The sequence below is a fragment of the Vibrio sp. ZOR0018 genome (assembly GCF_963865925.1).
In the GTDB taxonomy this organism is placed as follows: domain Bacteria; phylum Pseudomonadota; class Gammaproteobacteria; order Enterobacterales; family Vibrionaceae; genus Vibrio; species Vibrio anguillarum.
The window spans coordinates 17,746-39,616 of the sequence record NZ_CAWMCN010000162.1 but is presented as its reverse complement, the minus strand read 5'-3'; the positions used below and the strand labels follow the sequence as shown (position 1 = coordinate 39,616).

Here is a 21,871-nt window from a genome sequence, read left to right as displayed (position 1 = left end):
TTTTGACGATGAATTCACAGCGAAAAGCAACCCAACGCGATCAAGAAACAACAAATATGTGATGATTATTTATTGCTTAACTTAAGCCATGAGAACATGGAATTTATCGTTCAATTTCAACTCGATTTAGCTGATAAAAACTCACCTTGCCTAACGCTATCTATACAACAAAATGCGACCTAATTTACCATGCTACCGCCACTTATCATGAACTTTGATAATTAGAAATCTATCATATAAATCTTTTTTATCAGATGGTTAGTTGAATAAAAACTGCGTCAGACGTCACATTAGACGACTTTATGCAACTTAGTTTGTTGACTAAACCAAAAACAACAATACTGTATATAAAAACAGGCAATTTTATTGGAAAAATATGAAATCACAATTTATTTTAAGCATTAAAGAGTATATGCAATCGCGACACTATGCAAAGAAAACTATAGAGGCATATTTGCACTGGATAACACGATTCATCTACTTCAATAACAAAACACATCCAATGAGAATGGGTAGTAAAGAAGTTGAGATGTTTTTAACTGACTTAGCTGTTAATGGGAAAGTAGCCGCTAAAACACAAGCGTTGGCGCTTAACTCTCTCCATTTTCTGTACCGTGAAATCATTAAAGAACCGCTATCAATTAGCATGAATTTCAAGAAATCTCAACTTGCTCAAAAATTACCAGTAGTGATGACAAGAACTGAAATTAAGCGGTTTTTAGAACATATTGAGCCACGATATCAATTGCAAATTATGCTCTTATACGGATCAGGGCTGCGGCTGATGGAATGTGTCAGACTCCGAATACAGGACATTGATTTAGATTATGGTGCGGTTCGGGTATGGCAAGGAAAAGGAGGAAAAAACCGCACCGTCACACTTGCTAAGGAGCTTTATCCACAACTAGCTGAGCAACAAGCATTAGCTAAGCGCTACTATGATAAAGATATGCAAACCAAAGGTTATGGAGGAGTCTGGTTACCCAATGCGTTGAGAGAAAAATATCCTTCAGCTCCTTATGAGTTTAATTGGCACTACTTGTTTCCATCTAATTTACTTACCTTAGATGAGAATAGTGGGTTGAAACGAAGGCACCATATTAATGAGTCGGCATTGCAGCGAGCAGTTCGGAAAACCGCTCATGATGCTGAGATACAAAAGTCAGTTTCATGCCATACGCTAAGGCATAGCTTTGCGACACACTTGCTAGAAGCGGGAGCGGACATTAGAACAGTACAAGAACAATTAGGGCATAGTGATGTAAAAACCACTCAGATTTACACTCACGTACTGGATAGAGGCGCCAGCGGTGTATTAAGCCCATTGTCGCGCTTATAAATAAGTGCAATAAAAAAGGAGAGCATACTTGCCCTCCTTTTCTTAAACCTTCACTGCTAAATTAAAGAGCAGTTTTTGCTTTTTCAACAAGCACTGCAAATGCAGCTTTGTCGAATACCGCGATATCAGCAAGGATCTTACGATCGATCTCAATAGATGCTTTCTTAAGACCGTTAATGAAACGGCTGTAAGATAGACCATTTTGACGAGATGCTGCGTTAATACGCGCAATCCATAGCTGACGGAACTGACGCTTTTTAGTGCGACGGTCACGGTAAGCGTATTGACCAGCTTTGGTTACAGCTTGGAAAGCTACGCGGTAAACACGTGAACGTGCTCCGTAGTAACCTTTAGCTTGTTTTAGAACTTTCTTATGACGTGCACGAGCTTGTACACCACGTTTTACGCGAGGCATTATGCTTCTCCTAAACTAAACGATAAATAAACTAAAAAGAATTAAGCGTATGGCAACATGCGCATAACACCAGCCACTTCACATTTTGGAAGGATTGAGTTAGGGCGTAGTTGACGCTTGTTCTTAGTAGTACGCTTAGTCAGGATATGACGTTTTGTAGCGTGCTTAAATTTAATACCGCCAGCAGTTTTCTTAAAACGCTTAGCTGCACCTTTGTTGGTTTTCATCTTAGGCATGATGAATAACTCCGCATTGTAGTAGTTTAAATAACATGTAATTAGGGCGAATAACACCCCACCGTCTTTCAACGGCGAGGTCTCATTACTTGTAAGCCGTTAATTACTTCTTTTTAGGGGCAAGCATCATGATCATCTGGCGTGCTTCAATTCGACTCGGGAAAGACTCAACCACTGCAATTTCAGCAGTATCCTCTTTCAAACGATGAAGAACATCAACACCGATGTCTTGGTGCGCCATCTCACGGCCACGGAAGCGAATAGTAACTTTCACTTTGTTGCCTTCTTCTAGGAAACGGGTCAGGTTGCGTAGTTTTACCTGATAGTCTCCAATATCAGTCCCAGGACGGAATTTAATTTCCTTAATCTGGATCTGTTTTTGCTTTTTCTTCTGCTCTTTAGCAGTCTTGCTCTTTTCAAAGAGGAACTTGCCATAGTCCATCACACGACAAACTGGTGGCTCGGCGTTAGGGCTGATCTCTACAAGATCCATACCAGCTTCTACAGCAGCTTCTAATGCTTCGTTGATTGATACAACACCAACGGATTCACCATCTGCGCCAGTTAAACGAACTTCACGAACGCCACGAATTTCACCGTTTAAACGGTGCTGGTTTGGTTTGGCCGGCTGTTGGCCACGTCTTCCGCCTTTAATAGTTTATTCCTCCAGATTGAGCTTACGGCTAGAAACTTCGGCTTGGATATACGCAATAAAGTCATCCAATTTAAATTTACCTAAGTCCTTGCCCCTGCGGGTACGTACTGCGATCTCTCCGGCTTCCATCTCTTGGTCACCACAAACAAGCATATACGGTACACGCTTTAAAGTGTGTTCGCGGATTTTAAAGCCAATCTTCTCATTTCTCAAGTCTGCTTTGGCTCTAATTCCACATTTTTGTAGTTTTTGTGCTACTTCCTGAGCGTAAACTGACTGTTTATCAGTAATATTCATAATTACCGCTTGTTCCGGCGCTAACCACGTAGGGAAGAAACCTGCATACTCTTCGATAAGGATACCGATAAAGCGCTCAAGTGAACCCAAAATTGCACGGTGAATCATAACCGGAACAAGACGCTCGTTACTTTCGCCAACATATGTCGCGCCTAGACGAGCAGGTAAATTGAAATCCAGCTGCACTGTACCACATTGCCACGCACGATCTAAGCAATCATGCAAAGTAAATTCAATTTTAGGGCCGTAGAATGCGCCTTCACCTTCTTGAATTTCAAATGGGATATCCATTGCCTGCAGTGAAAGCTTTAATGCTTCTTCCGATTTATCCCAAATTTCATCACTACCAACACGTTTTTCTGGGCGTGTAGACAGCTTAACAACGATGTTATCAAAACCGAACGTCGTGTAGGTGTCGTAGACCATCTTGATACAAGATGTCACTTCTTGTTGAATTTGATCTTCGGTACAGAAAATATGGGCGTCATCTTGAGTAAAGCCACGAACACGCATAATACCATGTAATGAACCTGATGGTTCATTGCGGTGGCAAGATCCAAACTCAGCCATACGCAATGGCAGATCACGGTATGATTTCAAACCTTGATTAAATATTTGAACGTGGCCTGGGCAGTTCATCGGTTTAATTGCATATTCACGGTTTTCAGATGACGTCGTGAACATGGCATCCGCATATTTATCCCAGTGACCAGAACGCTCCCATAGAACTCTGTCCATCATTAATGGACCTTTTACTTCTTGGTAATCGTACTCACTGAGTTTTTGGCGAATGAACACTTCAAGATCACGGAATATAGACCAACCGTTATGGTGCCAGAATACCATCCCTGGAGCTTCTTGCTGCATATGGAATAGATCGAGTTGCTTACCAATTTTACGATGGTCACGTTTAGCCGCTTCTTCTAAACGCGTTAAATGGGCTTGAAGTGCTTTCTTGTCATGGAATGCCGTACCATAGATGCGCTGTAGCATCTTGTTATCACTGTTACCACGCCAGTACGCGCCAGCAATGCTAAGCAGGGTAAAGTGTTGGCAGAAGCTCATGTTAGGTACGTGAGGACCACGACACATGTCAATGTATTCTTCATGATGGTATAGACCTGGTCTGTCATCACGAGCCACGTTCTGATCCAAGATTTCCATCTTGTATGTTTCACCGCGAGCTTCAAAAGCATCACGGGCTTCCTGCCAACTGACTTTCTTTTTGACAACTTGATATTTTGTCTTGGCAAGCTCTTTCATGCGCTTTTCGATTTGCTCTAAATCATCTTGCGTGAGTGATTGCTCAAGATCGATATCATAGTAGAAGCCGCTGTCGATCGTCGGACCAATCGCCATTTTGGCTTGTGGATAAAGTTGCTTTAATGCATGGCCAAGTAAGTGCGCACAAGAGTGGCGTACGATCTCTAAACCATCAACTTCATCTTTGGTCGTTATAATTTCAAGGCTAGCATCATTTTCGATAAGATCGCACGCATCGACGCGCACACCATCGACACGGCCTGCGATCGTTGCTTTTGCAAGACCAGGGCCGATAGAAGCTGCAACTTCCATTGTCGATACAGGGTGTTCAAAATGACGTTGACTGCCGTCAGGAAGAGTAATAATAGGCATGTATAATCCTTACAGTGGTGTTGCATACCAAGCAACACGTGTTGAGTTTGATTGAAAATAACCCATCGAAGCTCACTCGGTAACACGAATACCGGAACTTCAATGAAGCGAAGATTTTAACTAGCTCACGCTAGAAATGCAAAGATCGAATTATATAAATCAAAAGAAAAAGCCCATGATAAATATCACGGGCTTTGGAGTTTCAATAATTGATTATGCTTCAGCGCGACGAGGACGACTTAACGTACCCGCATTGGCATTAGCACTAGCATTGCCGTGACCACGTTCACCACGGAAGTTACCACGATGGTCGCCACCACGGTTGCGGTCAAAACGACGCTCACCATCACGACCAGTCGCCGCTGCACCGTCACGGTTGCCACGGAAGCCACCTTCACGGCCACCACGACCTGCGCCAGCCGCAGGAGCAGCGCCTTCACGATTACGGAAGCCACCGTTTCCGCCTTCACGACGGGCACCACCACCGTTACCACCTTCACGACGACCACGAGACTCGCGGAAGTCATCAAAGTCACATACAACAGCACCGACTTCTTTTTGGCGAATACGCAGTTTACGCAATTTGCCTTCAACATCTGAAGACATTGATTTAGGAAGCTGTACGAATGTATGGCCTTGAGCAAGTTTAATTGCACCAATTGAACCTTTGGTTAAACCAAGTTCATTAGCTAAAGCACCAACGATGTCTTTCACTTGCACGCCTTGCTCGCGGCCGACTTGTAACTGATAAGTATCCCAGTCATTGCTCGCAGTACCATACTCGCGGCGACCTTCGCGTCCATCACGGCTATCGCGACCGCCTTCACGACGTTCACCACGCTCACTACCCTCTTTACGATCACGACGACGTGATTTTTCACGCTCGATCGCGTCGACCATTGGATCTGGGCCGACATAGAACAGTGGACGATTGCCTTGTTGGCGCTTCAGTAAAATGGCCGCCAGTGTTGTGGCATCAATCTCTAGGCTTTGTTGAAGTTTTTCAATGAGCTCAACAAATTTGTCTAAAGCAGTATGACCTTTGTCAGCTTCTAGCTCTGCACCCAGTTTGATGAGACGAGCTTCCGCAACTTTGTCACGCATTGGAAGTTGAATCTCTTCCATTTGAGAACGAGTTACGCGCTCAATCGTACGCAACATACGAATTTGGTTCGTGCGAACTAGAAGGATCGCTTTACCTTTGCGTCCAGCACGGCCAGTACGGCCAATACGGTGGATGTATGATTCTACATCGAATGGGATATCATAGTTGAACACGTGTGTAATACGTGGAACATCAAGACCACGAGCAACAACGTCTGTCGCAACAAGAATGTCGATTACACCCTGTTTGATATGATCAACCGTGCGCTCACGCAGTGATTGCGGAATATCACCATGAAGCGCTGCCGCTTTAAAGCCACGAGATAATAACCAATCAGCTAAACGCTCGGTGTCTTGACGAGTACGTACAAAGACGATTGACGCATCGGTTTCTTCTGTTTCAAGAAGACGAGCCATCGCTTCATCTTTTTCAACACCTTTAACAACCCAATATTGCTGCTCTACTTTCGCAACAGTTTGGTTTGAACCTGCTACGTCAACACGAGCTGGATCACGTAGGTAACGGTCAACAATCGTCTTCACCATAGGAGGCATAGTCGCAGAGAACAGCACGCGTTGAGCGGTGCCAGGTGCTTGTTCCATGATCCAAGTTACGTCATCAACGAAGCCCATTTTGAGCATTTCGTCAGCTTCATCAAGAACGAAGGTATGACATTCGTCTAAATGAAGGCGATCACGAGTGATCAAGTCTTTTACACGACCAGGTGTGCCAACCACAATATGAGCACCATTTTTCAGAGCGCGCATTTGGTCAACAATAGAAGCACCGCCATAGATCTCAAGTACTTTAAGGCCTTGAATCTTTTGGCCAAGGTTTTTGATTTCTGCCGCAACTTGGATAGCAAGTTCACGAGTTGGTGCCATCACAATTGCTTGTGGCTTGTGTTGAGAAAGGTTTAATTTGTTCAGTAGAGGTAGAGAAAACGCAGCCGTTTTACCTGTACCTGTTTGTGCTTTACCTAGCGCATCTCTTCCTTCAAGAAGAAATGGAATAGCAGCAGCTTGGATAGGAGTTGGAGAAACGAAACCCATTTCATTTAGAGCAGAAAGGATTGAGTCGTTTAGGGCTAATTCACTAAATTGAATTACAGAGTCTTGCATGGAGATCCCACTAGATTAATTAACAAAAGGTCCCACGTGCTCTACCAATTCCAATACCGATCCATTAAAAAGAGCTGAGTTCCGTTCAGATGCGGATAAGTCTTAAAACGCATCAAGCCGCTAGGGACATATAAGGGACGCGGATTATTCCCTAAAAGCATAAAAAAAGCTAGTAAAAATTGAATTACATCACAAAAATTCGTCATAAATGACCATTAAGCTCATTAATTCACCCAAAACGAACACAGAAGCTGCATTTACAGCGCACTGTTAAAGCAGACTAGCAAAAATAACGCTTTCGGTAGTAATCATCCCGCTCAATGATTATAGTGTGCCCAATCGCATTTGTTAGAAAAAGAAACATGTTTCAAGATAATCCGCTCCTTGCTCAACTCAAGCAACAAATCCAAGAGAACTTGCCTAAGAAAGAAGGCACGATAAAAGCCACTGAAAAAGGCTTCGGCTTTTTAGAAGTTGACAGTAAGAACAGCTTCTTTATTCCGCCTCCGTATATGAAGAAATGCCTACACGGAGATAAAGTGGTGGCCATCATTCGCACCGAGAATGAGAAAGAAGTGGCTGAGCCTCAAGAGCTGCTTGAGCCTTCATTAACTCGCTTCATTGGCCGTGTAAAGCTGTACAAAGGTAAGCTGAATGTCACGCCCGATAACCCGCAACTAAAAAGGCAATCGCTGAAAGCCAAGGTGCAAAAAGGATTAAACCCTGAACATTTCTCTGAAGGTGATTGGGTTGTTGCACAGCTTATTAACCATCCACTGAAAAACGATAGCGGTTTTATGGTTGAAATCACCCATAAAATTACGGATGCCAACGATAAGATTGCGCCTTGGTGGGTGACTTTAGCTGAAAATGACCTGCCTAACAGTGAGCCGGCTGGTATTGAACATTGGCAGCTAAAAGATGATACCGACCTACAACGCATCGATATGACCCACCTTCCTTTCGTGACCATCGATGGGGCATCAACTAAAGATATGGATGATGCACTGTTCGCCCAAAGAACCGAGGACGGTGACTTCACATTAACCATTGCTATTGCAGACCCAACCGCATACATCACGCCAGATGACGAGATGGACAGTGTCGCGCGTGAGCGGGGTTTCACTATTTATCTCCCTGGCCGCAATATCCCAATGTTGCCACGTGATTTAGCCGATGATTTGTGTTCGTTGATGGAAAATGAAGTTCGCCCTGCCCTTTGCTGTACCGTAACAGTGACTAAAGAAGGTGTGATTGGCGATGACATTACCTTTTTTTCGGCCAACATTAAATCGCACGCTCGATTGGTTTATGATCATGTATCAGATTGGTTAGAAACGGGCACTTCTGCCGATTGGCAACCAAGTGACCAAATCGCTTCCGTTGTGCGTGATTTGTATGATTTTTCATTAGCGCGCGCACAATGGCGCGAAACATACGCGGTCGTGTTTCCTGATCACCCTGATTATCGATTTGAACTGAGTGAAGACAACGACGTAGTGGCAATTCATGCGGATCTCCGCCGTAGTGCTAACCGTCTTGTTGAGGAAGCGATGATAACCGCGAATATCTGTGCGGGAAAAACGCTCAAAGCGCATTTTGGCCAAGGCGTGTTCAATACGCACGCGGGATTCAAACCCGAAAAAATTGCCGATGTTGTCGAATTAGTCAACCCAACGGGTGAGCTTGAATACACTGCCGATAACTTAGCGACTCTAGAGGGCTTTGCCTCTTTACGTCGCTGGTTATGTAAGCAAGAGACCCGCTATCTGGATAATCGTATCCGCAAGTATCAAGCTTACAGTGAAATAGGAAACCAACCTCTTCCGCATTACGCAATGGGTTTGGATATCTATGCCACTTGGACTTCTCCTATCCGTAAATATGGCGATATGATCAACCATCGTATGTTGAAAGCACATATTTTAAACAAAGAGCCCGTACAAACACCGGATGAAACCGTTGGTGAAGAGTTGGCACTACACCGCAAACACCACAAAATGGCCGAACGTAACGTAGGCGACTGGCTCTATGCTAGAACGCTAGTAAACGAACCGAGCAAAGGCACCCGTTTCACGGCTGAAATTTTTGATATCAATCGAGCTGGCATGCGCGTACGTCTTTTGGAAAATGGCGCAGCCGCATTCATTCCTGGTTCTTTAATCTTAGACAACAAAGAACGTATTGAATGTAATGCGGAAAGTGGAACGCTGCTTGTCGATAAAGAAGTCGTCTTTAAGCTCGGTGATACGCTCGAAGTCGTGCTCGCAGAAGTGAATATGGAAAACCGCAGTCTGATTGCAAAACCGACTCAGGTTTTCGAACCGTTACCTATACCTTCAGAAGCTAATACCACTACCCAAGGGGAGTGATTTTAGCAGCATAGACATTTCTATCAGGCATTCTTCGGAGTGCCTTTTTATTGCTTATTGATCACCAAAAGTAAGATTTAGGATCTTTTTCAATTTCGCGGATCAACGCCGTCAAATCCGTTGTTTTAGGGAGAAAAGGATACGGCAACCAATCTTCAATTTCTTTATCGGGATCCGTATTGGGAATATACAGCGCCCATTTAGCTTCTTCCCAAATCACTTTCGCCACGATACTTGAATAGTCGCAATGCGTTGAATCTAATTTGTAATGGTGTTTGATGAAGTGCACACCGTTAACAATAGGCTCAAAACAGGATTTGCCTAATTCAACAGACACACTTTGGTTACGATTATGGCAAACAAGCTCTGCTCTTCGTTCTAGTTGACGTTGCAACAAATTCACTACCGCCATTTTACCCTCGCTCAAACACGGCTTCCTGACATCTCGACTATAGCTGACTTCGCTTATCTCTGATATGAAAAACCGTAAGGCTACAAACCACTTACCTTTGTGGTTCACAAAAGTGTCATCTATACGACATATTATGGTGGCTCAATTTTTCTAAATAACCATATTGGAGCCACTATGTTTCGAGTCGCGCTTGCTACACTGCTTTCAACTTTGCTACATACCCAGTTTGCCTTCGCAAGTGAAGTTAATATTTCTGGCTCGACCTCGGTCGCTAGGATCATGGAAGTATTCGCCGAGGACTACAATACCGCACACCCTGAAACTTATATCGCGGTTCAAGCCGTGGGTTCGAGTGCTGGCATCACATTACTGAAAAAAGGTGTCGCAGATATCGCCATGAGCTCGCGCTACCTCACAGAAAGTGAGCAAGATGAGACGATGAGCACCTTGCCGATTGCCTATGATGGGTTGGCTGTTGTAATCAATCGATTAAACAGTATTGAAAATCTGACTCGTGAGCAGTTATTTGATATTTATAAAGGGAAAATAACCAACTGGAAACAAGTCGGTGGTGCTGATCAAAAAATCGCAGTTGTGACCAGAGAAGCATCATCAGGTTCCCGCTATAGCTTTGAAAGCTTATTAGGCCTGACTCGTGTGATTAATGATCGCTTAGTGTCAGACATCAGTTCCAATAACTTAGTGGTCAATAGCAATAGTATGGTTAAAACACTGATTAACCATAACCCTCAAGCGATCGGTTTCATCTCTACGGGATCGGTAGATAAATCGATTAAAGCGATAAAATTTGAGGGAGTAGAAGCCACTGCAAAAAATATTATCACTCATGAATATAAACTTTCCATGCCATTTTTAGTGGTCTATTACCCTGAAAAAATCACTAAAGAGACTCAAGCTTTCATTGCATATTTAAAATCAGCGGAAGCAAAGGCTCGCATAGAAGAATATGGTTATATTCCTTTGAAAAACAAATAAATACAAAAAAGGAGAGTGATCGACTCTCCTGTTTTTATGCCATTTTTCTAAAATTAAAAATGGAGTTGGATCACTGAAACCACGACACAGCCTGGGCGACGAATACCTTCAATCTCCACTTTAATTTCTCTCTCGATCTCCAAACCTTTTTTGATTGGTGTAACTTTCAATAGAGTACTAATGGCTCTTACTCGGTTTCCTGATTTCACTGGATATGGGAAACGAACTTCATTTAAACCGATATTCACCACCATTTTTGCGGTCGGAAATATTGGTTTGTCAGGATCAACGCTATCCGTCAATTTAGGTAACAAGGCCAAGGTCAAAAAGCCGTGCGCAATTGTGGTCCTAAATGGAGAATCAACTTCCGCTTTTTGAGGGTCGGTATGAATCCACTGCATATCCTCAGTTACTTGACCAAACTGGTTAATGCGCTCTTGATCAACCACCAGCCATTTACCTGTATGAATGACTTCACCAATCTGAGTCTGGAGCTGTTTATACAGACGTTGCGCTTCAGGTTTGAGTATCAAGGGTTCGGCAATAGGAGCATCTTCATTCACTACTGGTTGGTGAAAATCTCTAACCCAAGAAAACAACTGGCGACTGTTTGTTTTATGTAGAAGCTCGCCCCAGTACTCACGTACTGAAGGTGATACCCACTGCATAAGCTCAGAGGAGTACTTGTTCATTGAATCGCCACGATGCTTAAAAAGATTCTCGACTTTCATCTAAACCTCGGTGATTAGTTAGAATGCCCTTGGATTGAGGTAATTTTGAAGTACTTCACACTTAGCTGCAAACACTTTCGAGCGTACAACCGTTCCCTGAAACACACAAATTACATATAAATCAATCAAATAAAAATAAAACACCATTTTATTAGATAACTAGGGTATAGAGTATATAGCTCATAAAATCAAGGGAAGCGGTAAAAACAGTGCTTTACTGTAACTGAAAACGTTATTGCGGTTAGCCAAACCGAGTCGATGACTCAACTTATTGCTTTACAATATTATGGTGGCTATCTATTATGCGCACCACACGGAGAGATGGCTGAGTGGTTTAAAGCATCGGTCTTGAAAACCGGCGATGGTTAATAGCTATCCTAGGGTTCAAATCCCTATCTCTCCGCCAAATATCAAGAAAAAGCCTTTGATTATCAGAGGCTTTTTCTATTTATAGCATTTGGAAACTTTAGATGATTAAAAACTCATGTGTCTGGAAGATGCAATCATGTTTGGTCATCGCCTCTTCCTCAATACATCAAGAACGAATCACACGAATACCGATAGGTAAGAAGACATAGCCCGCGCACTATGCGTTTCAATCAACCGTAGAAGAGACCGAAGCCAGCAAATCTGTTGGGCTAGTCCAAGTATAAACCCACTCTTTAATATCTTGCCCACAGGGAGACCGCCATAAACGCTCTCCTTTAGGTCGACCAGCTAAGTAGTCGTAAAATTCGATGGCTTGCTTATTGTCTGCCATCACTTCCAAATACACACCGCTATTAGGGAAATACTGCTCAAACCATGCCGCCATCTCTTGAATCAACTGGCGACCAATCCCCCTTCCTCGATAATTTTCATCAATGTGCAGAGACTCGATAATGCTGCCTTTGTCAAAATCGTGGTTACCAAAGGCGCAGATAAACCCACACAGCAGCCCTCCCTCTTCAATCAGTAGGACATGTTGATTAAATGGTGGATTGATTAAGCGAGTTTGCCAAATCAGTAAACGGTCTTCTAGAACGTCGTTATCAAGGTACTCTTTGCCTAATATGCCTTGGTAGTGAGTTCGCCAACTTTGAGCGTGTAGCTGAGCAATTCTTTCAAAATCGCAATATTCAGCTGCTTTTATTTCCATATTCTAGTCCTTATTACTTCCTGTAAGGATTAACATCGTCTTTCATACTATTCGGTTCAAATAGAAAAGCAAAATATACTAGTCACAATCCCTTAAAAGAATCATTAAACCTCTTTGACTTACAGTTGTTCGCTGATATTCTAGCGAACAACTGTAAGCTCAAGGATTTTAATCATGGAATCGGCATCAAAACCACCACTTATCTGGATAAACATCGTCATTTTTAGCTTCAGCTTGGGCTTAGCGACGATTGCAGCCCCTTTGTATGGATGGCAATTTGGCTACGGCATGGAGCATTGGCTTTGGCTGATGATTTGTTTTTCCTTTTGCAACCTTTCCATTACCGCGGGCTATCACCGTTTATGGTCACATAAAGCCTATGAAGCACATTGGGCACTGAGATTATTGTTTGCATTAGGTGGGGCGTTTGCACTGCAAAACAGTGCGCTACATTGGTCTTCTGATCACCGAGTTCATCACAAGCATGTAGACAATAATGACAAAGATCCTTATTCAGCCAAACGTGGATTCTGGTTTTCACACATAGGTTGGATGCTGCGTCACTACAATAAAACCACGTACGATGACTACTCCAACTGCCGTGACCTGCAAAAAGATAAGATCGTCATGTGGCAGCATAAATATTATGTACCTTTGGCACTCGCAATGAACTTGGGCGTTCCTCTGATCCTTGGTTTTATTTATCACGATATACTGGGCATGTTACTGATCGTGGGTGCACTGCGTTTAGTGCTCAATCATCACACGACATTTTTCATCAATTCGCTGGCTCATATATGGGGTAGCCAGCCTTATACTGATAAAAATACAGCCCGCGATAACGGTATTTTGGCTTTCTTCACTTTTGGCGAGGGCTACCACAATTATCACCATATTTTTGAAAACGATTATCGTAATGGGATTTATTGGTGGCAATACGACCCAACAAAATGGCTGATCAAGCTGTGCTCGTGGCTTGGGTTGGCTGGTAAACTGCGCACTTCGCCTCCCCTTAAGGTAGAAAAAGCGAAAGCGTTAATGGCATTAAGCCATGCGCAAAAACAGATCGCCGCGTTACCCAATCAGCAACTCGTTATGGCCAGCATACAACGTGAATTTGACGCTTTAGTCATACAGTTGCAAGAGTATTATGAATTAAAGAAACAGCTGATCGAAAGTAAAAAAAACAATATGGTTCGTAGATATGAACACTCCCTATTGATGCTGCGCTATCGACAAGTGAAGCAACAACTAGCACTACAAAAATCCAATTGGCAGCTTATTGTGCGTCAGTACTCCTAAATTCATACTTTACAGATTTGATGAAGCCATGCCTTAAGTGGCTTCATTTTTCTTAGCTTAAATTATCCCCCCTCTAACAGAACTTCTAGCCGCATATTTGCTAAATGAATAGTTAGAACGACTAAAACATATTCAAAGTTAAAGAATTTTCAACTAGGTTATCAATTGATAATTTTATTGTTTTAGATCATCTAAAGCTCAACTTGCTCTCGTGCTACAGCATTCTTTTCGGTAAATTCCTTGTCATAAATTGATACACGTTTTTGCAATATTGTTCATAATTTCAGGAGACTTAAATGCTAGAGCTTTTAATTGGCTTGGCGGTAACAGTAGCGGTGGGTTATTTCATTGTTAAAGGTTACAAGCCAGCCGGTGTGTTACTCACCGCAGGTATCGTTTTACTGCTATTAACTGGCGCACTTGGCTATTCAGTGCTGCCAGCCAAAGTACCCTCAACCGGTAACACAGTAACGGATGCACTCGAATTCGTGAAATACATGTTGCGTTACAGTGGTGGCGGTTTAGGCATGCAAATTATGTTGCTGTGTGGTTTTGCTTCGTACATGACACACATCGGCGCCAACAATGTGGTTGTAAAACAGTTTTCTAAACCTCTTTCGGTTATTACATCCCCTTATATCTTGCTGGTTGCTGCTTACATTGTGGCATGTTTGATGTCTTTAGCGGTGAGCTCAGCAACGGGTCTTGGCGTACTGTTGATGGCCACTTTATTTCCGATGATGGTAGCGATGGGGATCTCTCGTCCGGCCGCAGTTGCGGTATGTGCATCTCCTGCTGCGATCATCCTTTCCCCGACATCCGGTGATGTGGTTATTGCGGCGGAAAAATCAGGCCTACCTTTACACGTTTTTGCCGTGGAAACGGTTCTTCCTGTTTCGATCTGCGCCATTATCGTCATGGCGATCGCGGCCTTCTTCTGGAACAAATATCTCGATAAGAAAGACAATACACCGATGGAAAAAATCGATGTTTCCGCCATCGAAGTAAAAGCACCCGCTTACTATGCGGCTCTTCCATTCTTACCTATTGTGGGTGTGTTTTTATTCAACGGAGAAACCATTCAAGGTTTGAGCCTTGATATTTACACCATTGTGGTCGGATCCATCTTCATCGGTGCATTGGTTGACTTCGTGACGAAGCGTTTTAAAGGTAAAGAGACGTTAGAAGATCTAGAATCATGCTACGCAGGCATGGCCGAAGCATTCAAAGGCGTGGTGATGTTATTGGTTGCTGCGGGCGTGTTCGCGCAAGGTTTGATGTCGATTGGGGCGATTGATAACCTGCTTCATCTTGCAGAAACCGCAGGCGCAGGCGGCATAGCCTTGATGCTGATTTTGACAGGCCTTACCGTAGCAGCCGCTATTGCGACGGGTTCAGGCAACGCTCCGTTCTACGCCTTTGTTGAGTTAGCGCCATCGTTGGCGGCTAAATTGGGCGTGAACCCAGCCTTTCTCATTATCCCAATGCTGCAAGCCTCCAACCTTGGGCGCACCATTTCGCCAGTATCAGGCGTCGTAGTAGCAACAGCTGGTATGGGTCAAATCAGTCCATTTGAAGTGGTAAAACGCACTTCCGTTCCTGTCATCCTCGGTTTAATCACTGTCATTATTGGTACAGTAATCCTTGTACCGATGACAGCATAACGTTAACGAACAATCAGGGCGTCCAACAGGACGCCCTTTTTTTCAAACCGCTATTTCCAAATAGGTGTTATTTACTCTCGCTATAACGCTCCAAGTATAAAATCGTTGCTGCCGTGCGCGATGGGACGCGTAGCTTCTTCAGTAAACTCTTCATGTGCACCTTTACTGTCGACTCAGAAATGAACAGACGATCCGCAATTTGTTTATTCCGATACCCTTTCGCGACCTCTTTTAGAATCTGAGTTTCACGGTCGGTTAATGCCTCAAAAAGATCTTCATGCGTATGACGTTCGGCAAGGTACTGAGTAACAAACTCGCTGTACGCTTTTACACCCGTCGCGGCCTGTCTAAGCAGTTCCACCAGCTCATCTGGTTCTGTATCTTTAAGAAGGTAGCCATCAGCCCCCGCTTTCACCATAGCTTCAATATCGAGCGCACTGTCTGATACGGTTAAAATAACGATGGTGGCGGTTGATTCATCCGCACGAAGCGCTGTTAACGTATCGAGCCCTGACATGCCTTTCATATTCAAATCAAGCAGAATGAGATCCGGCTCGATGTCATGCGCCAAAGCAGTGGCTTCACTGCCGTTACAAGCTTCAGCAACCACTTCAAAGTCATCTTCAAAACTCAATAGCTGGTTGATACCACGTCTCATCAAAGGATGGTCATCTACCAGCATTACTCTACATCTCGTCAAAATTTGTATCCTTTGAACGTTTATATTTCAATATAACTTCACACCCAGCATTGGGTGCGGAGGTTACTGACACTGCGCCATGCAGCCGCGCCGCTCTTTCTTGCATAATGCTTAATCCATAGTGATTGAGCCTAGCACGCTGTTGATCAAAGCCAACCCCATCGTCTTTGACCGTCACCATCTCCTGATCGTCCAATTCATCACAGTTGACTTGAATGGCATTAGCTTGAGCGTGTTTGATAGCATTGATAGTCGCTTCTCGGATCAATTGCAGTAAATGCACTTGTTGATGCGCATCTAAATCAATCGATGACAAATTATTATTAAGCACTATCTCCGCCGTAGTTTGCTCGCCAAGTTCCTCTAGCATGCCCTTGAGCGCTTGACCAAAATTGCCTTCTTTAATCGTTAGCCTAAAGGTGGTTAATAGCTCTCTTAACTGGGTGTAAGCGCCCGACAAACCTTGATCAATATCTAAAATGATTTGCTCTTTTTTCTCTGCGGCGTGCGGGGTCTCTGCTCGGCCAATCACGCGTTTTAGTAATGATACTTGTATCTTCAGATACGAAAGCGATTGAGCCAACGAATCATGCAGTTCCCGAGCGATGGTGGCGCGTTCTTCCATCAAGATCAACTGTTCGGCTTGTTTCTGTGCTTGATTATAATAAATGGCACGCGACAATATTTGTACGAAGTTATCAATCAAGGCGCTATTTGGACAAGGCAAGCTGTATTGCAGATACAAGTAACCCAGTTGCATCCCATCTAAGCTCAGCAAAAGCGGAGAAAGGGAGAATCCATTGCTCTCACCTTCGGATAAGCGCGTACTTTTACCCGCGTCATCACCAATTTCTAACTGGGCAAATGTGACCCCTTCAATGGTGACCAAGTGTTGCAAAATCGCTTGAAAATTATCTTGGCTAATGCGCGATGCGGTTAACTCTTGCGAGCAGTCATACAACACTTGCAGTGCTTGGTTGGCATTTTGCAACTTATGGGTTTTCTCATTCACCGCTTGCTCCAAACCGAGGTACAGCTTACCAAGGTCGGTGGCCATTTTATTAAACGTGCGGGTTAAGATCCCCATTTCATTATGGCTGGTGACATTGAGCGATACATCAAATGAACGGTTTTGGATCTGCTCACTGGCGGTCACTAGCGAACGCAATGGCCCCACCACTTCCTTACGAATAAAATGCACCACAAACAATGAGATACATAACACACCACCCAACCCCATGCCGCCAAACCAAGCCAGTTGGATCAGCTTTTGTTCTGAGAAGTGCTGCAACTTAAAGACAAAACGGTCGATTTGGCTGACAAATTTCGCTACCTCATCAAGATAGCGGTCTTTGTTCTCGCTATTTAACAAGCTTTTCAGTTCGTGCCAACGAATGATCAACTGATAATAATCTTTGGTGATGTCGTTTGGCACAGGCCAACGCTGCAATGCTTTCATTGATGGTGAATAAAGCGAACGTTCAAAAAGATAAATGTGAGATGAATAATCCACCGAGTTACTTTGAATATCATGTGCCAATCGATAGCTTTGCATACGCATTGAACCAGCAACGTTCACCGCTTCCGCATCATTGAGTGAGGAAGCGAGTGTAAAAATGGCGTACCCTGTGATGGCAACCGATAACAGTAAAATCGACACCATGGCTTTGGCAATGGTGCTGGTGACCGACTGTTTGGATCGTTTTCTCAAAACATCTCTCCGTGAACCTCTCCTTGCCTATTGTATCTGATTGGGCACCGCTGTCGTTAAAGCCATTCAATATGTGATCACTCGCGCTTGAATTTATTGATCTAAAACAACATGACTAGCCAATTACCTCCTTGGGGGTATTTATAGAAATAGGACAAAAACTACAATTTGTGTATGGATAAATGAAGATTTGTTAACAAATACAGGAATGCACTTTGGTTGATCTCTCGAAAAGGCGTTTTTTTTCTCGTAATCAGGTCGATGACACCATTGTCCGCTTGCCTTGGATTGCTCACCCCCTCTCCTTTTCAGATGAGTGCACTCGCTGCGGCCGCTGCCTAGACGCGTGCGAAACAAAGATCATCACCTTAGGTGATGGCGGCTTCCCAACCATAGATTTTCATATTGATGAGTGCACCTTTTGTTATCAGTGCGCGCAGAGCTGCCCAGAGCCAATTTTCGCACCGCGCTCAACACAACCGTGGCTGGCTAAAGCAAAGCTCGAAGAAAGCTGCTTGGCTAAACGCAATGTGGAGTGTCGTAGCTGCGCTGAGTCATGTGAAGTCAGCGCTATAACGTTCAATTTAGTGATCGGAAAAGTGGCGCAACCGAATGTCGATATTGATGCCTGTAACGGATGTGGCGCGTGCGTTTCCATCTGTCCAACCTCAGCCATCCGTGTGAGCAATATTAATAATAATGAGAGATAAACATGTCACTCAATGAAGTACATATTTCAAGTTTGATCGTTCACGTCGTACCTGAACATTTAGCAGCGCTCAAAGCGACAATCGAATCGTTTGAGAACGCCGAAGTGTATGGCCAAAGCAACGAAGGGAAAATGATCGTCGTTTTGGAAACGGAAAATCAAGGCTTCGTTACTGACACCATCGATGCGATTAACAACTTACCACATGTTCTCAGCACCGCTTTGGTTTATCACCAAATAGAAAGTGGGCTGGATGACACGGATACCAACACTGGAACACAACATTCCCACATTGAGGATGACGTATGAAAATGACAAGACGCGCGTTTGTGAAAGCAAACGCAGCCGCATCCGCAGCCGCTATCGCTGGTATTACTCTACCCGCCAGCGCTACAAACTTGATTGCCAGCTCAGACCAAACAAAAATCACTTGGGATAAAGCGCCTTGTCGTTTCTGCGGTACGGGCTGTTCAGTATTAATCGGTACTCAAAACGGCAAAATGGTTGCCACACAAGGTGACCCTGAAGCGCCTGTTAACAAAGGGTTGAACTGTATTAAAGGCTACTTCCTTTCAAAAATCATGTATGGCAAAGATCGCTTAACACAACCACTGCTGCGCATGAAAGATGGCCAATACCATAAAGATGGAGAGTTCACGCCAGTGTCGTGGGATCAGGCTTTCGATGTGATGGCTGAAAAGTGGAAACAAGCTCTAAAAGCGAAAGGGCCAACCAGTGTTGGCATGTTCGGTTCAGGCCAATGGACCGTGATGGAAGGTTATGCCGCCGTTAAACTGATGAAAGCGGGTTTTCGCTCTAATAACATTGATCCAAACGCTCGCCACTGCATGGCTTCAGCCGTTGTTGGATTTATGCGCACCTTTGGTATTGATGAACCGATGGGCTGCTATGATGATTTTGAACACGCTGATGCCTTTGTGCTTTGGGGTTCAAACATGGCCGAAATGCACCCGGTTCTTTGGACTCGTATTACCGATCGCCGTTTAAGTCACCCACACGTTAAAGTAAATGTCCTTTCGACTTATTATCATCGTTCGTTTGAGCTGGCCGACCACGGTTACATTTTCCACCCACAAAGTGACCTTGCCATCGCCAACTTCATCGCCAACTACATTATTCAAAACGATGCGGTGAACTGGGATTTCGTCAACAAACACACTCATTTCAAACAAGCGACAACAGATATTGGTTACGGTCTGCGTGACGAGCACCCACTGCAAGTTAAAGCGAAAAATGCCAACTCCGGTGATGTGACTGCGATTGACTTTGAAGCTTATAAAGCCTCGGTTGCACCTTATACGGTTGAAAAAGCCGCGCAAATGTCAGGCGTTGCCGAAGATAAACTGATCGCGCTTGCAAAACAGTACGCTGACCCTAACACCAAAGTGATGTCACTGTGGACTATGGGCATGAACCAACACACTCGCGGTGTTTGGATGCAAAGCTTGGTCTACAACCTGCACTTACTGACGGGCAAAATTGCCACACCTGGCAACAGTCCATTTTCATTAACAGGCCAACCATCCGCTTGCGGCACAGCACGTGAAGTCGGAACCTTTTCTCACCGCTTGCCTGCTGACATGGTGGTGGCAAACCCCAAACATCGCGCGATTGCTGAAAAAACATGGAAGCTTCCGCAAGGCACCATTCCTGAAAAACCGGGCTTTCACGCCGTACAGCAAGACCGAATGCTCAAAGACGGCAAACTCAACGCTTACTGGGTGCAGTGTAATAACAACATGCAAGCTGGCCCGAATATTAACGAAGAACGTTTACCGGGTTACCGCAACCCAGAAAACTTTATCGTCGTGTCTGACCCGTATCCAACAGCCACAGCGCAAGCGGCCGACTTAGTGCTCCCTACCGCAATGTGGGTGGAAAAAGAAGGCGCTTACGGCAATGCTGAACGCCGCACTCAAGCTTGGTATCAACAAGTTGGTACTGTGGGCGAAGCAAAATCAGACTCATGGCAAGTGATGGAGTTCTCTAAACGCTTCAAAATGGAAGAAGTGTGGCCAGAAGAATTGCTCGCCAAAGCGCCACAATATCGCGGTAAAACCCTGTTTGATGTGCTGTTCAGAAACGGACAGGTTGACCAATTTCCGCTTGAAGAAGCGCGTGAACTGAACGACGACGCACATCACTTCGGTTTCTATGTACAAAAAGGGTTATTTGAAGAGTACGCCAGCTTCGGACGCGGTCACGGCCACGACTTAGCTCCTTATGATACCTACCATAACGTTCGCGGCTTACGTTGGCCGGTTGTGGATGGCAAAGAAACGTTATGGCGCTTTAAAGAAGGCTCTGACCCTTATGCGAAAAAAGGATCTGATTGGGATTTCTACGGCAAACCGGATGGTAAAGCGTGGATCATCTCCGCTCCTTATGAAGCTCCACCGGAATCACCTGATGCCGAATTTGATATGTGGCTGTGTACGGGCCGCGTGTTAGAACACTGGCACACCGGCACTATGACGCGGCGCGTGCCTGAACTTTATAAAGCCGTACCCGATGCGCTCTGTTACATCCACCCAGATGACGCCAAAGCGCGTGGGTTACGACGTGGTGATGAAGTATTGATTTCCAACAAACGCGGCGAAGTTCGTGTTCGTGTGGAAACGCGCGGCCGAAATCGTCCACCGCATGGTTTGGTCTTTATCCCATTCTTTGATGCTCGCATTTTGATTAACAAGCTGATTTTAGATGCTACGGACCCACTGTCGAAGCAGACAGACTTCAAAAAATGTCCGGTAAAAATCACTAAAGTAGCGTAAGCCAGTTAATGAATGCATCGGCTGCTCTATGGGGGGCCGATCTCAGAATGAGCCATTAGGCGGAGAATTTAAGATGAAAAAACTACTGATCGCCCTTTTATCTTTTGGGGCTTTATTTGGCCAAACGGTACAGGCGGAACTGAATAACCCCGGCGGCAACGGTGGGCTGGAATCGCTGCGTGGCGCAACGCAACTTGAAGAGACTCGTCCTGCAGACGACTTTAAGAAGTACCCAAGAGATCAAGCGCTTGAAAGCGAATACGTCTATCAGCCACCTTTGATCCCGCATAACATTCGTGGCTACGAAGTGTCGCTAAACGCCAATAAGTGCCTTGCTTGTCACAGTTGGAAAAATGCCAAAGAGATGGGCGCAACCAAAATCAGTGTGACCCACTATGTTAACCGTGAAGATGCGGTGCTAGCTGACGTCTCACCGCGCCGTTATTTCTGTTTACAGTGCCATGTACCGCAAGCCATTGCGAAGCCTTTGGTGGAAAATGAGTTCAAATCCGTTGATTCACTTCGCTAATCGTAGCCA

General features: G+C 44.5%; 19 protein-coding genes and 1 tRNA gene. 10 read left to right on the top strand and 10 right to left on the bottom strand.

Annotation, left to right across the window (positions count from 1 at the left end; all coding sequences use genetic code 11):
* The first annotated feature begins 376 nt into the window (after window positions 1–376).
* Complete coding sequence (locus AACR75_RS18035) at window positions 377–1,339, top strand: integron integrase (protein ID WP_047691278.1); 963 nt, start codon at window positions 377–379, stop codon at window positions 1,337–1,339.
* Window positions 1,340–1,400: 61 nt separating this feature from the next.
* On the opposite strand, the gene rplT is transcribed toward AACR75_RS18035, so the two are convergent.
* The 5 genes from rplT to AACR75_RS18010 form a co-directional block, all read right to left on the bottom strand.
* The gene (rplT, locus tag AACR75_RS18030; RefSeq protein ID WP_010319590.1) at window positions 1,401–1,754 is read right to left on the bottom strand and encodes a 50S ribosomal protein L20; all 354 of its coding nucleotides are present in this window, start codon (window positions 1,752–1,754) and stop codon (window positions 1,401–1,403) included.
* 41 nt (window positions 1,755–1,795) lie between these two features.
* Window positions 1,796–1,990: a 50S ribosomal protein L35 gene (gene rpmI, locus AACR75_RS18025; RefSeq protein WP_010319591.1), complete on the bottom strand. Its 195-nt coding sequence runs from the start codon at window positions 1,988–1,990 to the stop codon at window positions 1,796–1,798.
* 103 nt (window positions 1,991–2,093) lie between these two features.
* Complete coding sequence (infC, locus tag AACR75_RS18020; protein ID WP_080569453.1) at window positions 2,094–2,645, bottom strand: translation initiation factor IF-3; 552 nt, start codon at window positions 2,643–2,645, stop codon at window positions 2,094–2,096.
* 3 nt (window positions 2,646–2,648) lie between these two features.
* Window positions 2,649–4,577, bottom strand: a complete 1,929-nt coding sequence (thrS, locus tag AACR75_RS18015) for a threonine--tRNA ligase (protein ID WP_010319593.1) — start codon at window positions 4,575–4,577, stop codon at window positions 2,649–2,651.
* 213 nt (window positions 4,578–4,790) lie between these two features.
* The gene (locus AACR75_RS18010) at window positions 4,791–6,803 is read right to left on the bottom strand and encodes a DEAD/DEAH box helicase (RefSeq protein ID WP_047691276.1); all 2,013 of its coding nucleotides are present in this window, start codon (window positions 6,801–6,803) and stop codon (window positions 4,791–4,793) included.
* A gap of 362 nt (window positions 6,804–7,165) precedes the next feature.
* Here AACR75_RS18010 and rnb point away from each other — a divergent pair, with 362 nt between their 5' ends.
* Complete coding sequence (gene rnb / locus AACR75_RS18005; RefSeq protein WP_047691272.1) at window positions 7,166–9,175, top strand: exoribonuclease II; 2,010 nt, start codon at window positions 7,166–7,168, stop codon at window positions 9,173–9,175.
* 61 nt (window positions 9,176–9,236) lie between these two features.
* On the opposite strand, the gene AACR75_RS18000 is transcribed toward rnb, so the two are convergent.
* Window positions 9,237–9,587: a DUF3024 domain-containing protein gene (locus tag AACR75_RS18000; RefSeq protein WP_026027345.1), complete on the bottom strand. Its 351-nt coding sequence runs from the start codon at window positions 9,585–9,587 to the stop codon at window positions 9,237–9,239.
* A 174-nt stretch (window positions 9,588–9,761) separates the two neighbouring features.
* Between AACR75_RS18000 and AACR75_RS17995 the strand changes: the two genes are divergently transcribed.
* Window positions 9,762–10,583: a phosphate ABC transporter substrate-binding protein gene (locus AACR75_RS17995; RefSeq protein WP_047691269.1), complete on the top strand. Its 822-nt coding sequence runs from the start codon at window positions 9,762–9,764 to the stop codon at window positions 10,581–10,583.
* Between the two features lie 53 nt (window positions 10,584–10,636).
* Here the strand turns inward: AACR75_RS17995 and AACR75_RS17990 are convergent, their stop codons facing one another.
* Window positions 10,637–11,314 carry a MaoC family dehydratase gene (locus AACR75_RS17990; RefSeq protein WP_047691267.1) on the bottom strand — a complete coding sequence of 226 codons (678 nt, stop codon included), beginning with the start codon at window positions 11,312–11,314 and terminating at the stop codon, window positions 10,637–10,639.
* Between the two features lie 315 nt (window positions 11,315–11,629).
* On the opposite strand from AACR75_RS17990, the gene AACR75_RS17985 reads away from it, so the two are divergent.
* Window positions 11,630–11,720 (top strand) — tRNA-Ser (locus tag AACR75_RS17985).
* 189 nt (window positions 11,721–11,909) lie between these two features.
* Here the strand turns inward: AACR75_RS17985 and AACR75_RS17980 are convergent.
* Window positions 11,910–12,452 (bottom strand): GNAT family N-acetyltransferase, encoded by a 543-nt coding sequence (locus AACR75_RS17980; protein ID WP_013868537.1) that lies wholly within the window; start codon window positions 12,450–12,452, stop codon window positions 11,910–11,912.
* A 174-nt stretch (window positions 12,453–12,626) separates the two neighbouring features.
* Here AACR75_RS17980 and AACR75_RS17975 point away from each other — a divergent pair, with 174 nt between their 5' ends.
* Window positions 12,627–13,754: an acyl-CoA desaturase gene (locus tag AACR75_RS17975; RefSeq protein ID WP_017042932.1), complete on the top strand. Its 1,128-nt coding sequence runs from the start codon at window positions 12,627–12,629 to the stop codon at window positions 13,752–13,754.
* Window positions 13,755–14,050: 296 nt separating this feature from the next.
* On the top strand, window positions 14,051–15,418 hold the full coding sequence (gene dcuC, locus AACR75_RS17970; RefSeq protein WP_019281627.1) for an anaerobic C4-dicarboxylate transporter DcuC: 1,368 nt from the start codon (window positions 14,051–14,053) through the stop codon (window positions 15,416–15,418).
* 67 nt (window positions 15,419–15,485) lie between these two features.
* On the opposite strand, the gene AACR75_RS17965 is transcribed toward dcuC, so the two are convergent.
* On the bottom strand, window positions 15,486–16,118 hold the full coding sequence (locus AACR75_RS17965) for a response regulator (protein ID WP_047691265.1): 633 nt from the start codon (window positions 16,116–16,118) through the stop codon (window positions 15,486–15,488).
* Window positions 16,105–17,829 (bottom strand): nitrate/nitrite two-component system sensor histidine kinase NarQ, encoded by a 1,725-nt coding sequence (gene narQ, locus AACR75_RS17960; RefSeq protein ID WP_047691263.1) that lies wholly within the window; start codon window positions 17,827–17,829, stop codon window positions 16,105–16,107. The genes AACR75_RS17965 and narQ overlap by 14 nt, the downstream gene beginning before the upstream one ends.
* A 215-nt stretch (window positions 17,830–18,044) precedes the next feature.
* Between narQ and napF the strand changes: the two genes are divergently transcribed.
* From napF to AACR75_RS17940, 4 genes are all read left to right on the top strand, one after another.
* A complete protein-coding gene (gene napF, locus AACR75_RS17955; RefSeq protein WP_017045373.1) occupies window positions 18,045–18,539 on the top strand; it encodes a ferredoxin-type protein NapF in 495 nt (164 codons plus the stop codon).
* A 2-nt stretch (window positions 18,540–18,541) separates the two neighbouring features.
* Entirely contained in the window at window positions 18,542–18,847 is a 306-nt protein-coding gene (locus AACR75_RS17950) for a chaperone NapD (RefSeq protein WP_013868531.1), read from the top strand.
* Window positions 18,844–21,333: a periplasmic nitrate reductase subunit alpha gene (gene napA, locus AACR75_RS17945; protein ID WP_047691260.1), complete on the top strand. Its 2,490-nt coding sequence runs from the start codon at window positions 18,844–18,846 to the stop codon at window positions 21,331–21,333. Before AACR75_RS17950 ends, napA begins: the two co-directional genes overlap by 4 nt.
* A 73-nt stretch (window positions 21,334–21,406) precedes the next feature.
* Window positions 21,407–21,862, top strand: coding sequence for a nitrate reductase cytochrome c-type subunit (locus AACR75_RS17940; RefSeq protein ID WP_013868529.1), 456 nt, complete (start codon window positions 21,407–21,409; stop codon window positions 21,860–21,862).
* Window positions 21,863–21,871 lie beyond the last annotated feature (9 nt).

What these genes read in the sequence shown, in the direction of transcription:
- rplT (WP_010319590.1), bottom strand. Translation starts at nt 1,754, where the DNA reads ATGCCTCGCGTAAAACGTGGTGTACAAGCTCGTGCACGTCATAAGAAA.
- AACR75_RS17950 (WP_013868531.1), top strand. Translation starts at nt 18,542, where the DNA reads ATGTCACTCAATGAAGTACATATTTCAAGTTTGATCGTTCACGTCGTA.
- AACR75_RS18000 (WP_026027345.1), bottom strand. Translation starts at nt 9,587, where the DNA reads ATGGCGGTAGTGAATTTGTTGCAACGTCAACTAGAACGAAGAGCAGAG.
- napA (WP_047691260.1), top strand. Translation starts at nt 18,844, where the DNA reads ATGAAAATGACAAGACGCGCGTTTGTGAAAGCAAACGCAGCCGCATCC.
- AACR75_RS17990 (WP_047691267.1), bottom strand. Translation starts at nt 11,314, where the DNA reads ATGAAAGTCGAGAATCTTTTTAAGCATCGTGGCGATTCAATGAACAAG.
- rnb (WP_047691272.1), top strand. Translation starts at nt 7,166, where the DNA reads ATGTTTCAAGATAATCCGCTCCTTGCTCAACTCAAGCAACAAATCCAA.
- AACR75_RS17995 (WP_047691269.1), top strand. Translation starts at nt 9,762, where the DNA reads ATGTTTCGAGTCGCGCTTGCTACACTGCTTTCAACTTTGCTACATACC.
- thrS (WP_010319593.1), bottom strand. Translation starts at nt 4,577, where the DNA reads ATGCCTATTATTACTCTTCCTGACGGCAGTCAACGTCATTTTGAACAC.
- AACR75_RS18010 (WP_047691276.1), bottom strand. Translation starts at nt 6,803, where the DNA reads ATGCAAGACTCTGTAATTCAATTTAGTGAATTAGCCCTAAACGACTCA.
- AACR75_RS17980 (WP_013868537.1), bottom strand. Translation starts at nt 12,452, where the DNA reads ATGGAAATAAAAGCAGCTGAATATTGCGATTTTGAAAGAATTGCTCAG.
- AACR75_RS17975 (WP_017042932.1), top strand. Translation starts at nt 12,627, where the DNA reads ATGGAATCGGCATCAAAACCACCACTTATCTGGATAAACATCGTCATT.
- AACR75_RS17940 (WP_013868529.1), top strand. Translation starts at nt 21,407, where the DNA reads ATGAAAAAACTACTGATCGCCCTTTTATCTTTTGGGGCTTTATTTGGC.
- rpmI (WP_010319591.1), bottom strand. Translation starts at nt 1,990, where the DNA reads ATGCCTAAGATGAAAACCAACAAAGGTGCAGCTAAGCGTTTTAAGAAA.
- dcuC (WP_019281627.1), top strand. Translation starts at nt 14,051, where the DNA reads ATGCTAGAGCTTTTAATTGGCTTGGCGGTAACAGTAGCGGTGGGTTAT.
- AACR75_RS18035 (WP_047691278.1), top strand. Translation starts at nt 377, where the DNA reads ATGAAATCACAATTTATTTTAAGCATTAAAGAGTATATGCAATCGCGA.